Below are 12,570 nucleotides of genomic sequence, written 5' to 3' on the forward strand. Positions count from 1 at the left end.
CGGATGCACGCCCTCAAGGAGGCGCCAGATGACCACGACGACCACAGGGAGCCGCGCGCTCACGGCCCCGGCCGTGCGCGCCGTCGCGCTGGAGAAGAGCTACGGCGACGGCGATGCCGCCGTACGCCCGCTGCGCGGCCTGTCCATCGACTTCGACGCGGGCCGGTTCACGGCCGTGATGGGGCCGTCCGGCTCGGGGAAGTCCACCCTGATGCACGTCCTGGCCGGCCTGGACGCCCCCGACGCCGGGCAGGCGTTCATCGGCCGCCGGGAAATCACCGGCCTGCCGGAGAAGCAGCTCACCCGGATCCGACGCGACCACATCGGCTTCATCTTCCAGGCCTACAACCTGGTGCCCTCGATGACGGCCGAGGAGAACATCCTGCTGCCCGGCCGGCTCGGCGGGGCCCGCGCCGACCGCGGCCTGTTCCGCGAGATCACCGGGCGCCTGGGCCTGTCGGCCCGGCTGGGTCACCGGCCCTTCGAGCTTTCGGGAGGTCAGCAGCAGCGCGTCGCCGTGGCTCGCGCGCTCGTCTCCCGCCCGGACGTCATCTTCGCCGATGAGCCCACCGGGAACCTGGACCAGGCGACCGGAGCCGAGGTGCTGGGACTGCTGCGCGCCGCCGTCGACGAATACGATCAGACCGTCATCATGGTCACCCACGATGTGCAGGCGGCCTCGCTGGCCGACCGCGCGGTCCTCCTGGCCGATGGCGCGCTGGCCGGTGACCTGCAGGCGCCGGACGCCGGCCGGCTGGCGGCGGCCATGCTGGAGGTGACCCGGTGAACCCCATCGCCACGGCGAACCTGCGTTCCGGGGGCCGGCGGCTCTTCGCCGCCGGAGCGGCGGTGGCGGTGGCGGTCGCCTTCGTGGTGGCTGCCCTGCTGATGGTCGATTCCTTCTCCCGCACCATGCGCGTCCAGGCGCAGGCCGAGACGGCCGGGGCCGATCTCGTCGTCTCGCTGCAGGACGGTGCCGATCCCGCCGGGGATCCGGTGCCCGATGAGGCCCTCGCGCAGCGGCTTCAGGACCAGCCGGGCGTCGCCTCTGCCCAGGCCCTCCGCAACGCCTACGCGGAGGGTGAGCTGGGCGGCCAGCCGGCGATGCTCAGACTGAGCGAGCACCCCGGGCACAGCACGTCGCCGCTGGTCTCCGGCGCTCTTCCGCACGCCGCCGGCGAGGCGGTCCTGACGGAGGACACCGCCCGGGTCTACGGCATCGGCCCCGGCGACGAGATCGTCGTCGAGGCGGCCGATCCCGCGGTGACCGGGCAGCCCGTGGCGCCGGAGACGCAGCAGGACGATCCCGGTCCGGCCCGCTACATCGTTTCCGGCATCGTCGAGGGCTCATCCCCCTATGCCCGCGCCTATCTCACCCCGGCGGGCATGGACCGGCTGCCGGTCGAGGCCTGGCCGGAGTCCATCCGCATCGTCCTGGACGGCGAGGCGCACGGCGATCCGGCGGCGCAGACGGCCGTACAGCAGGACGTCGCCGCTGTGCTCGCGGCGGCCACCGGCCAGGAGATCGCCGCCATGGGCGTCCAGGGCACCGGGATCGGCGAGCAGCTGCGCGTCCAGACCGGCGAGCAGATCGTCGAGGCCCGGATGCAGGACCTCACCGGCCAGGCAAATGTGCTGGCCGGCGTGCTGGCGGCCTTCGGTGCGGTGGCGCTGTTCGTCGCGGCGCTCGTGATCGCGAACACCTTCCAGGTGCTGGTCGCCTCCCGGACCCGCACGCTCGCGCTGCTGCGCGCGATCGGAGCCGCCCGCCGTCAGCTGCGCTCCGCGATGCTCCTGGAAGGGCTCGTGCTGGGAGCGCTCGGCTCCATCGCCGGTGCCCTGCTCGGATATCTCGCCGCGCTCGGGCTCGGGCTGGCGGCGGGCCGCTTCTGGCAGTTCGAGCTCGAACCGGTCGCCCCGACGTTCGCGGCCTTCGTGGCGGGACCGGCGGTGGGCGTCCTGATGACCGTCGCCGCCTGCCTGCTGCCGGCGCACCGGGCCACCACGGTCACGCCGATGGCGGCGCTGCGGCCGGCGGACGTCGAGCCGGCGCGCCGGCGGGTGTCGTGGCTGCGGCTGAGCGCCGGCGTGCTGCTGACGGCGGGCGGGTTCGCCGCGACGGTCCTCGGCGGCATGCGTCATGAGATGCTTCCCGCCGCCGGAGGCGCCATCGCCGGGTTCCTGGGCGTCCTGGTGCTGGGGCGGCTCTTCATCCCGCCGATGGTGCGCGCCCTGGGCCTGCTGCTGGCCGGACCCGGGAGGTTCTCCCGGCGGGGTGCGCTGCCGCGGCTGGTGGCGCAGAACGCCCGTCAGGTGCCGGGCCGGACGACCGCCACCACCTCGGCGCTGCTGATCGGGGTGACCCTGGTGAGCACGATGACCATCGGCGCCGCCAGCGCCCAGGCGTCCCTGGAGCGGGAGCTCGCGCAACGGTTGCCACTGGACATGGCCGTCGGATTCGCCGGCGCGGATGCCGGGGACGTGAGCCGTGTCCTGGACGGCAGCGGCCTGGTCACGGCGGAGGTCCTGCTGCCCGGCGCGGCGGAGGAGGCCCGTTCCGGTGAGACGCAGGTCCCGGTCACGGTGCTGGCACCGGAGCCAGGAGCGGCGGAGACGGCGCAGGTGATGCGCCGCACGACGGCGCTGCCGGACCCGGGGACCGCGCTGGTGGCACCGGCCACCCTGCAGGAGGGGGACGAGGTGGAACTGGCCGGTCGCGTCCTGGACGTCGAACCAGCCGGCTGGCTCCCGGCGGGGACCATCGTGCTGAACCCCGCCGATGCGGCAGGTCTTTCCTTCAGCGAGGACGCAGGCCAGTTGTGGGTGCGGGTGCCCGATGACGCCGGCAGCGGCGAGCTCGGCCGGCTGACGGCGCAGCTGGGTGAGCACACCGAGGTTGTCGTCGCGGAGGCGACGCTGCTGCGGGCGAGCTATGCGCCCCTCATCGACACGGTGCTGCTGGTGGTCCTGGCACTGCTGGGCGCAGCGGTCGTCGTCGCGGTGATCGGCATCGGCAACACGCTGTCCCTGTCGGTGTTCGAGCGCCGCCGCGAGGCGGCGCTGCTGCGGGCCGTGGGCATGAGCCGGGGCGGCGTGGGAGGTCTCATCACCCTGGAGGCGGTTCTGATGGCGGTGGTGGCTCTGGTCCTGGGGCTGGCCGCCGGGGCATTGTTCGGCTGGGCGGGTATCTCCTCCGTCTTCCAGGCCGAGGCGGTGCCGGTCGTGCTGGCCGTGCCCTGGGACCGGGTGGCGATGATCGGCGTGGCGGCTCTCGGTGCCGCGGCGCTGGCCTCACTGCTGCCGGCGCGGGCGCTGTCGCGGACCTCACCGGCAGCGGGCCTCAGCGTGGACTGAGGCACCCGTGGCGAGCTGCGCTGCCGGCACGCCAGGCAGAGACGCCGCCGAGCACGCCGGCGCCGCTCTGCTGCGGCTACTGTGCCGGGGCGACCGCGCCGGCGTCAGCCGGCTGTGCTGCCGCTGCCTGCGTCGTCGGCGCTGCTGGTCGCGCTACTGGTGCTGGCCGCCGCGCCGGCGCCGAGCACGCGCGCGGCTGCGGCCTTGGCGTCTTCCGAGCTGGGCCCGGGCTGCGCGGGGAAGAGCGCCTCGCGGTAGTACCGCAGTTCTCGGATGGAGTCCTTGATGTCCCCCAGGGCACGGTGCCCGCCGGTCTTGTCCGGGGAGTTGAAGTAGACCCGCGGGTACCAGCGGCGCGCGAGTTCCTTGATGGAGGAGACGTCGATGATCCGGTAGTGCAGGTGCTCCACCAGGCCTGGCATCTCCTGGAGCAGGAACGCCTTGTCCGTGCCCACCGAGTTGCCGCCCAGCGGTGCCTTGCGGGGCTCCGGGACGTAGGTGCGGACGTAGTCGAGCACCTGGGCCTCGGCATCGGCGGCGCTGACGCCCTCGTCCAGGACGTCCAGCAGACCGGAGTCGGCGTGCATCTTCCGCACGAAGTCGTTCATCTGCTCCAGGGCGGCCGGCTCCGGCCTGATCACCACGTCCACGCCGGGTCCGAGCACATTGAGTTCGGAGTCCGTGACCAGAGCGGCCACCTCGATGAGGCGGTCCCGTTCAAGGTCGAGGCCGGTCATCTCGCAATCGATCCAGACGATCTTGTCATTCGCTGCCACGAAAGCCACCCTACCCGGCGCCGGGGACAGTGCGGCGGTGCGAATCCTGGCGGCGGGCCGCATCGGCGGGGGCCTGCGACGGCGCATGGATGGAACTGCCAGGTAGGGTCCCATATCATGGAGGGTCGGCCGGGCAATCAGCCACCTGAACGGAAGGAACCAGCCACGTGCGTTTGGCATTCGGCGTCATCACCGCCGTCGTGGGCGCGCTCCTCGCAGTCCTGGGGACGCTCCAACTGACACTCTGGGCGCCGGAGGAGAACGTCGTGGTCACGGCGGATCCCGGTGAAGCGCCCCTGGTAGTGATCCAGCCGGGAGTGCTCAACCTCTACGACACCCCGGCGGAGCTGACCGTCCAGGGCGAGGGCCAGATCACCATCGCGCAGGCCTCCAAGGAACACGTCGACGCCTGGGTGGGAGACACCACGCACGCCTCCGTGCCGGGGCTTGCCAGCGAGACTCAGCTGCGCGTGGACCAGGTGGAAGGGGAGGCCGAGACGGCACCAGATCCGGCCGGAGCCGATCTGTGGACCAGCGAGGTCACCGGCGAAGGCACCGCGGAACTGCGCTGGGACGCCGAGCCGGGCCGCACCGCGTTCCTGGTCGCCTCCGACGGCGAGAGCCCGGCGGCGCAGTCCATCACGGTCGCTTGGCCCAACGACGAGGGAACGCCCTGGGCCATCCCGCTCATCGTCATCGGCGGCCTGATCTTCCTGGCCTCCGGCTGGTTCTTCTACACGCACATCCGTCGTGCCCGCGAGGCCGCACGCCGCCGCGCCGAACGGCAGCAGCGCCGCCGGCGGCTGGCCGAGACCGGCACCGCGCTCATGGTCGTCGGCACGCTCGCCCTGGCCGGATGCGGCGGCGAGCCCGAGCTTCCCGTCCCCTCGCCGGAGCCAGAGCCCACCGAGGCGCAGCCGGCCCTCAGCCCGGAGCAGGCCGAGCGGATCGTCGCCGCCATCGCCGAGGACGTCGCCCGGGCCGATGAGGAACTCGACGCAGGCGCGCTCGACGCCCGTGTGTCCGGGCCCGCCCGCGCCGTCCGCGAGGCGGCCTACCAGGCCCGTGAGACGACCGAGGAGGTCTCTCTCCCGCCGGCCGTGGCCGCCGATGAGATCGCGATCAACCACGTCACCGCCACCGACTCCTGGCCGCGGGTCACGACCGTCGTGACCAACTCCGAGGACCCGGCCCAGACCCAGTACCTCAACCTGATCCAGGAGACGCCGAGGGACGACTACCGGCTGTGGTCCCAGACCGTCCTGTTCGGCGGCGCCACCGTGCCCGAGACCCAGGACCCCGCCATCGGCGCCCCGCTGCTGGCCGCCGATCAGCCCGGCCTGGTGCAGACCCCGGAGGAGGCGGCCCGGAACTACGCCGCCGCGCTGGGCGATGAGGAGGCCGAGGAGGCACAGGGCTTCGAGGAGGACGACTTCCGCAACGCCGTGCTGCGCAACTCGGCCGAGACCGCTGAGGCGCTCCAGGAGGGCAACGCGGACTTCTCCCGCAGCTACGAGGCGCAGGAAGGCGATCTGGTCGCCACCGGAACGCTGGACAGCGGCGCGCTCGTCACGGCATACCTGACCTCCACCACGCGGCTCTCGCCCGAGGAGGAGGACGGCCGCACCGGTTCCCTGACGCTGGGCAGCCCCATCTCCGATCTGCTCGGCGAGGACGAGGTGTCCAGCCCGGTCGAGACCACCACCGGTGTCACGGTGACGTTCCTGGTGCCCCCCGCCGGCTCGGAGGACAGGATCACCGTGCTGGGTGCCACCGAGGTGCTGACCGGTGCCCGCGAAGTGGACGACGCGGACGATACTTAAACAGTGACGCACCGGCGCGACGCCGGTGGGGTAAGAACCACACGCTGACCGAGGAGACGAGTATGACGAGCCCCTTCGCCCCGGAGCCGGAGCAGCCGCGCACCGAGGGCATCGATCTGTCCGCTGCCCGCTCCGTCCCGCGCGAGCCCGGCGCCGATGCTGCCGTGCCGGGAACGGCCGCCGCCCAGCCCGGGCCCGGCGAGGTCGCGGTCCCGGCCCTCGTGATGGACGTGACCGAGGAGACCTTCAACGCCGTGGTGGAGCTCTCCGCCGAGGTGCCGGTCGTGATCGACCTGTGGGCCGACTGGTGCGCCCCGTGCAAGCAGCTCAGCCCCATCCTGGAGCGGGTCGTGGAATCCCACGGCGGCAAGGTGATCCTGGCCAAGGTCGACATCGAGGCGAATCCGCGGCTGCAACAGCTGTTCCAGGCCCAGTCCATCCCGACGGTCGTGGCGATCGTGAAGGGCCAGCCGGTACCGCTGTTCCAGGGCGCGCTTCCCGAGCCGCAGGTGAAGCAGTACTTCGACGAGCTGCTGAAGCTCGCCGCCGCCAATGGCGTCAACGGCCGCGCGGTCGTCGCCGGCGGCCAGGAGCAGGGCGAGCCGGCCCAGACCGTCAAGCATCCGGAAGCCCTCGACGCGCTGGAGCGCGGTGACCTGGACGCCGCCGAGGCCGCCTACTCTGCCGCCCTGAAGGAGGCTCCGGCCGACGAGGAGGCACGCGTCGGGCTGGCCCGCACCGGTCTGCTCAAGCGCGTCCGCGGCCTGAGCCTGGACGAGGCCCGCAAGGCCGCCGCCGACGACCCCGGCAGCGTGGACGCCCAGCTCGCCGTCGCGGATCTGGACGTGGCCGGCGGGCATGTCGAGGACGCCTACGCCCGCCTGATCGAGTTGATCCGGCGCACCGCCGGCGAGGAACGGGACCGGGTGCGGCTGCGCCTGCTGGATCTGTTCGAGGTGGTCGGCAGCGAAGACCCCCGCACGGTCCGCGCCCGCTCCCAGCTGATGCGTGCCCTGTTCTGACAGGGGTGCATGAGAACCGGTGAACTCCACGCTGCTGAAACTCGTCCCGGCCGCCGTGGCCCTGGTGCTGGGCGCGGTGGTCCTGACCCTGGCGCTGCGCGCTGGGCTGACGGCCGGGGCGGACGACACGCTGCGCTCGGAACCGCTGGTCGTGGGGGAGGTGCACGCGCTGACCCTCAATGAGGGCATCGTGCCCTTCCGCAACACCACGGCCACCGTCTCGGTGGAGTCGGAGGAGCCGGTGTTCCTGGGCGTGGCGAACCCCGTCGACGTCGCCAGCTACCTGGGCGGCGTGGCGGTGGAGGAGATCACCGAGGTGCAGGTGCCGGGTGAGCTGAGTCACCGGCAGGTGCCCGGCGAGAACGAACCGCCGGCGCCGCCCGGCGACCTGGACTGGTGGGCCGGCTCCCAGACCGGCACGAGCGTGGCCCACAGCTTCGACGTCGACGCCGAGCCGGGCATGGTCGTCCTGCTCGGAGCCGAGGGGCAGCCGATCGAGGACGCGCGCGTGACGGTCACGGTGGAGACCGATGGCGTCTTCGGCCTGAGCCTGATGGGCGTGGCGCTCGCCTCGCTGCTCTTCGGCGTCGCCGCGTTCCTCGCGCTGACCTGGTGGTACGACCGCATCCGCCTGGCGCCCCGGCGATCTGCCGGTGAGAGGCGCTTCCCTCGTCGTCCCGCCGAACGCGGCGCGCCGTCTCGGCTGGACCGGCGAGGACGCGACCGTTCCAGCGGAGCTGCCGGTGTTCTCGGGGGCCTGCGGAATCGCGTCGCGGGTGCCGGGCGTGCCGTCCGCCCCGGAGCATCCCGTCGCTCGTCCGGCTCCAGGAGGCGCCGATGATGTCTCAGCTGCCTCAGCCTTTCCGTCCGGGCCGCCCTGCCGGCCTAGCTGGCCCCGCCCGCCTCGCCGACCCGCGCCGCTTATCCCGTCGCCGCGGGTTCGCCGCCGCCGTGGCCGCGGCTGGGGCGCTGGCGCTCACTGGCTGCGACGCGCTGCAGGTGGCGCAGCCGGAGGCCCCGGAAGTGCCGCCGCCTTCGAAGGTCGCCGCCCAGCCCGACCAGGCCGCCGAGTTCCTGGCCGGGTACTCCGATCGTCTCGGTGAGGCGCTTGGCCAGGACGGCGAGGGCCTGGAGGATCTGCAGGCGGCGCCGCTGCTGGAGCGCACCCAGGCCGAGCTGCTCATCGCCGAGGCCTCCGACGAGACACTCGCGTCCATGTCCTACGTCGACATCATCCCGGCGGCCCCCATGCTCAGCGAGTACCCGCTGTGGTTCATCGCCGTCGCCACCCCGTACAACGCCGAGGAATCCCGGCAGATCATGCTGGTGAGCCGGGAGAACGCCGCGGGCTCCTGGCGGGTCAACCAGACCGCGTTCCTCCAGGCGGACGCGGTGCCGGTCTTCCTGGGCGACGGGGAAGGCGCGGTCGAGCCGGCCGAGCCCGGGTTCACCGAACGGGCGCGGCAGGCGGAGGAGCAGCTGGCGGGGTTCCTGGCCGGCGGCGATGAACCGTCGGCGGCCGCCGTGGATTCGCAGGCTTTCCAGGATTACCGCGACTACCAGGGCGAACTCAGTGATCCGGAGAACGGCTTCGACGACGTGTCCGCCGAATGCGCGCCCTACTCATCCTCTCAGGAGCCGCTCCTGGAACGGGCGCTGAGCACCCAGGACGGCGCCATCGCGCTGGGAGAGGTGCGCTGCACCCTGCAGATCTCCGTGGGCGAGGAGTTCGCCTTGAACCTCGGGCCCGCCGTGGAAGCCGTCATGACCGGCGACGGCACCGGCAACACGGTGCAGGTGTCGACCTCGCATCCCTACGTGGTGACCGAGACCGACGGCGAACTCACCCTGCGCGCCACCGACTGGTACCTGCTGGAAGCGGTCACGGACTAAAGCGCGCCCCGGCCGCCGCAGAACAGGCGGCGGGGGAGGAGCGTCTCCGCGGCGATGCCCGCGCGGACGATCGACGCGATATGGCGCGAAGCGCCGATACGGGGCAGCGCGGCCAGGGCCCCGGGATCGGCGGCGAACGCGCGATGCCTGCCCTCACCCGCGGCGCTCACAGCGGCCAGCGCCGCCAGGCCGTGCGTATCCAGCGCGCTGTGGCCGGTCGCCGGCACCGGCACGAGAACGCCGTCGGGGACGGCCGCGGCGATGCGCTCGGCCACTGGCCGCGGCGTGCGCAGATCGCGTTCGCCGCTGAGCACGATGACAGGCCACTCGAATCGGCGCCAGTGCGCCGCCAGGTCCAGCGGCGCGCCTTCGAAAGGGCCGAATGCCCGTGCCGCGCGGCCCAGGCTGGCCGCCGGATCGAACGGTCCGCCGTCCGGTTCGGGCGCGTAGTTCAGCTCCCGGTGGGCGATCCTTCCCACCAGGTCGAACTCCATCACGAACGGGGAACCCTCCTCGGTCTCTCGGCTCCCCAGGGACGCCAGCCAGCGCCAGGTACGGTGCACGCGTCCGGCGGTGCGCTCGCGCAGCAGCCGCTCCAGGGTGTCCAGTCCGGCGAACTCGTAGACGATCCGGGCGACCTCGCAGGCCTCCTGCAGCGTGGCGGTGCCCGAATGCACCAGGCCGCGCAGAAGCTTGGCGGCGATGACGGTCCGCGGGTCGTCGCCGTCCCAGAGCAGCCGGCGGGCGTAGACGCGCACATGCTGATGGTCGTCCGGCCCGGACATGGCCGAATCCAGCACCATCGCCGCGACGCGGTCCGGATGCCAGGCCGCGAACGCCTGCGCGAGGTAACTGCCGTACGAGGACCCGTAGACCACCGCCTGCGGGACCTGCTCGGCGTCCAGGACCGCGGCGAGGTCATCGGCGGCCGCGCGCAGGGTCATCGCGGTGCGGGGCAGGTCCTCTCCCGTCGTGCCGGTCCGGGACAGGCCGACGCCGCGATGCTCCGCCATGATCACGTCGAGACCCTGCGCGGCGGCACGCCGGCGCAAGCCGTGGTACGGCAGCACGGAAGCCAGGCCGGGTCCGCCCGGCACGATGAGCGCGGGTGCCCTGGAAGCCGGTCCGGTCCTGACGTAACCGAGGTCGAACGCCGGTGAGGTGTCGTCTGCCGGCCGGCGGACGAACCTGACGCCCGGCATGCGCGCGGCACGTGCGCGGAGCCGGTTGCGGGTCTTGTCAGCCATGGAGGGGTCCTTTCGCCTGGGGGTGCGGGGGAGCCTGCGATGCCTGCGCCGTGCGTGCCCGGTCCGCGTTCCCGGCGAGCGCGCGGGCGGCACGCTCTGCGATGCGGCGGGCATCGGCGGTCGTCACCGGGGAGGCGGGGGTGAGGGCTTCCAGCATGAGGCCGTTGAGCAGGGCGATCAGACCCGCGGAGGCGTCCTCGACATCACCGGCGTCGAGCAGGCCGTCTTCGGCGAGGACGCCGAGCCAGCGGCGCATCCGCTCGTGCGCCGCCGTCACGGCACCGCTCAGGACCAGGCGGGTGTGCTCGGGCGAGGAGGACAACGCCGCGGTGTAGAAGGCGAACCACCGGTCCAGGCCTCCGGTCTCGTCAAGCGAATCGGGAAGGAACTGCAGCACGCCGTGGACCAGCCTGTCACCCGGCGGGACCGCGCGGTCCAGGACGACCGACTCGTCGAGTTCCTCGGTGACCAGCTGGGCTACGACCGCGCCGACGAGCTCGCGCTGCGTGGGGAAGTGGTGCCGCAGGGTCCCGACGCCGATGCCGGCCTCGGTGCTCACGGCACGGACGGTCAGGGCGCTGACGCCTTCGCGCAGGGCCAGGGCGCGGGCTGCGGCGAGGATCTGCGCGCGGCGGCCGGGAGGAGCTGGCATGAGGCCACGCTAGCACGCTGTACTAGTACGCTGTGCCGGCGCCGGCTCGCTCGCGGCAGATGGACGGCGCCCGGGGAAGGGCAGGCTAAAATGCTGCGGGTGATCCCGTTCCTGACCGTCGTCCTGTTCGCCGCCTCCGGCCTGCTGTTCCTGTGGGGCCTGGTGCAGGCGATCCGCAACCGGCCGGCGGGCAAGCCGATCCTGATCTACACCGGCGTCCTGGAAGTGCTGCTGCTGATCCAGCTCATCGTCAGTGCCGTGCTGTTCCCCACGCATCCGGGCACCGACGGCGTGCTCTTCTTCGGCTACCTGCTCACCGCGATCGTGATGATCCCGCTGGCATGGTTCTGGGCGTTCGCCGAGCTGAGCCGGTGGGGGCCGGCGGTGCTGGCGGCGGCGGGCATCACGGTGGTGGTCATGATCGAGAGGATGGTCCAGCTATGGGTGTGAACCCCTATTCCGCGATGCACTCCGGCCCCGGACGCGGTCTCGCGGCGGTGTACGGGATCTTCGCGCTCGCGGCCTCCGCGCGGGCGGGCGTGCAGATCATCCGGGACTTCTCCGAGGCGCCGCTGGCCTACTCGCTCTCCGGCGTCGCCGCCGCCGTCTACATCCTGGCCACCGTCTGCCTCGTCGTCGGCAACCGCGTCACGCACCGGATCGCGCTGCTCTCCTGCGTCTTCGAGTTCGCCGGCGTGGTGGTCGTCGGCACCCTGAGTCTGATGCTGCCGGACGTCTTCCGGGTCCACTCGGTCTGGTCGCTGTACGGGATCGACTACGGCTTCTTCCCCCTCATCCTCCCCGTGATCGGGCTGCTCTGGCTCCGGCACGTCGAACGCCGCATCCGGCAGGCGGCCTGAGGCCCCCTCCCCGGGGTGCCCGGCCGCGGGATCCGCGGCAACGGGATCCGCAGCCCTCGTGTGGCCCGGCAGCACAGCAGAAAATCTTCCTGGGGGGAGGAGACTGTTTCGGTTCGGTCACGAATGCGCTGCTGAGCTGCGCGAAATGACCGTGTAACGGAGAACAGGGTAGGTTTCTCCTATGATTCAGCACACATCCGAGCAGCGGCCGCTGGTGCAGATGCGCCAGGTGCAGAAGTTCTTCGGGGACTTCCAGGCCCTCAAGGACATCGATCTGGACATCCAGGCAGGCGAGGTCGTCGTCGTCATCGGGCCCTCGGGATCGGGCAAGTCGACCCTGTGCCGGACCATCAACCGGCTCGAGACCATCGACTCCGGCGAGATCCTCATCGACGGGGAGAAGCTCCCTGAGGAGGGCGCCCGGCTGGCCAAGCTCCGCTCGGATGTCGGCATGGTCTTCCAGTCCTTCAACCTCTTCGCGCACAAGACCATCCTGGAGAACGTCACCCTCGGCCCGATGAAGGTCCGCCGGCTCCCGGCCGCCAAGGCCAAGGAGGAGGCGATGGCGCTGCTGGAACGCGTCGGCGTGGCCCACCAGGCCCAGAAATACCCCGCGCAGCTCTCCGGCGGGCAGCAGCAGCGCGTGGCGATCGCCCGGGCGCTGGCGATGAAGCCGAAGGTGATGCTGTTCGACGAGCCCACCAGCGCGCTGGACCCGGAGATGATCAACGAGGTCCTGGACGTCATGGTCACCCTGGCCAAAGAGGGCATGACGATGGTGGTCGTCACCCACGAGATGGGCTTCGCCCGGAAGGCCGCCAACCGCGTGGTGTTCATGGCCGACGGGCAGATCGTCGAGGTCGCGGAGCCGGAGGAGTTCTTCACCAACCCCCAGTCCGCCCGCGCCAAGGACTTCCTCTCCAAGATCCTCACCCACTAACAC

12 protein-coding genes are annotated in these 12,570 nt (G+C 72.1%); 9 read left to right on the forward strand and 3 right to left on the reverse strand.

Translation table 11 applies throughout. From position 1 onward, the window contains the following. Positions 1-28 precede the first annotated feature (28 nt). Both IEW13_RS07035 and IEW13_RS07040 read left to right on the forward strand, forming a co-directional pair. Entirely contained in the window at positions 29-787 is a 759-nt protein-coding gene (locus IEW13_RS07035) for an ABC transporter ATP-binding protein (protein WP_188550242.1), read from the forward strand. Further along, entirely contained in the window at positions 784-3,354 is a 2,571-nt protein-coding gene (locus IEW13_RS07040; protein WP_188550243.1) for an FtsX-like permease family protein, read from the forward strand. The genes IEW13_RS07035 and IEW13_RS07040 overlap by 4 nt, the downstream gene beginning before the upstream one ends. Before the next feature lie 104 nt (positions 3,355-3,458). Here IEW13_RS07040 and orn read toward each other — a convergent pair whose 3' ends face one another. Continuing rightward, on the reverse strand, positions 3,459-4,091 hold the full coding sequence (gene orn, locus IEW13_RS07045; protein ID WP_229744996.1) for an oligoribonuclease: 633 nt from the start codon (positions 4,089-4,091) through the stop codon (positions 3,459-3,461). A 206-nt stretch (positions 4,092-4,297) separates the two neighbouring features. Between orn and IEW13_RS07050 the strand changes: the two genes are divergently transcribed. The 4 genes from IEW13_RS07050 (at position 4,298) to IEW13_RS07065 (ending at position 8,868) form a co-directional block, all read left to right on the forward strand. Next, positions 4,298-5,953, forward strand: a complete 1,656-nt coding sequence (locus IEW13_RS07050; protein ID WP_188550244.1) for a hypothetical protein — start codon at positions 4,298-4,300, stop codon at positions 5,951-5,953. A gap of 62 nt (positions 5,954-6,015) precedes the next feature. Further along, on the forward strand, positions 6,016-6,975 hold the full coding sequence (locus IEW13_RS07055) for a tetratricopeptide repeat protein (protein WP_188550245.1): 960 nt from the start codon (positions 6,016-6,018) through the stop codon (positions 6,973-6,975). 19 nt (positions 6,976-6,994) lie between these two features. Then, complete coding sequence (locus IEW13_RS07060; protein WP_188550246.1) at positions 6,995-7,816, forward strand: hypothetical protein; 822 nt, start codon at positions 6,995-6,997, stop codon at positions 7,814-7,816. Beyond that, complete coding sequence (locus IEW13_RS07065) at positions 7,813-8,868, forward strand: DUF8094 domain-containing protein (protein ID WP_188550247.1); 1,056 nt, start codon at positions 7,813-7,815, stop codon at positions 8,866-8,868. Before IEW13_RS07060 ends, IEW13_RS07065 begins: the two co-directional genes overlap by 4 nt. Here IEW13_RS07065 and IEW13_RS07070 read toward each other — a convergent pair. Together IEW13_RS07070 and IEW13_RS07075 are read right to left on the reverse strand one after the other, a co-directional pair. After that, positions 8,865-10,115, reverse strand: coding sequence for an alpha/beta fold hydrolase (locus tag IEW13_RS07070; protein ID WP_188550248.1), 1,251 nt, complete (start codon positions 10,113-10,115; stop codon positions 8,865-8,867). The two genes, IEW13_RS07065 and IEW13_RS07070, sit on opposite strands and share 4 nt — an antisense overlap. Further along, on the reverse strand, positions 10,108-10,767 hold the full coding sequence (locus IEW13_RS07075) for a TetR/AcrR family transcriptional regulator (RefSeq protein WP_188550249.1): 660 nt from the start codon (positions 10,765-10,767) through the stop codon (positions 10,108-10,110). Before IEW13_RS07075 ends, IEW13_RS07070 begins: the two co-directional genes overlap by 8 nt. A gap of 90 nt (positions 10,768-10,857) precedes the next feature. Between IEW13_RS07075 and IEW13_RS07080 the strand changes: the two genes are divergently transcribed. The 3 genes from IEW13_RS07080 to IEW13_RS07090 all read left to right on the forward strand — a co-directional run bounded on the left by IEW13_RS07080 (position 10,858) and on the right by IEW13_RS07090 (position 12,567). Continuing rightward, positions 10,858-11,217, forward strand: a complete 360-nt coding sequence (locus IEW13_RS07080) for a hypothetical protein (protein WP_229744984.1) — start codon at positions 10,858-10,860, stop codon at positions 11,215-11,217. Then, positions 11,208-11,627 carry a hypothetical protein gene (locus tag IEW13_RS07085; protein ID WP_188550251.1) on the forward strand — a complete coding sequence of 140 codons (420 nt, stop codon included), beginning with the start codon at positions 11,208-11,210 and terminating at the stop codon, positions 11,625-11,627. The genes IEW13_RS07080 and IEW13_RS07085 overlap by 10 nt, the downstream gene beginning before the upstream one ends. Before the next feature lie 220 nt (positions 11,628-11,847). Then, on the forward strand, positions 11,848-12,567 hold the full coding sequence (locus IEW13_RS07090) for an amino acid ABC transporter ATP-binding protein (protein ID WP_373283559.1): 720 nt from the start codon (positions 11,848-11,850) through the stop codon (positions 12,565-12,567). Positions 12,568-12,570 lie beyond the last annotated feature (3 nt).

The sequence above is a fragment of the Sediminivirga luteola genome (genome assembly GCF_014639315.1).
Classification (GTDB): Bacteria; Actinomycetota; Actinomycetes; order Actinomycetales; family Brevibacteriaceae; genus Sediminivirga; species Sediminivirga luteola.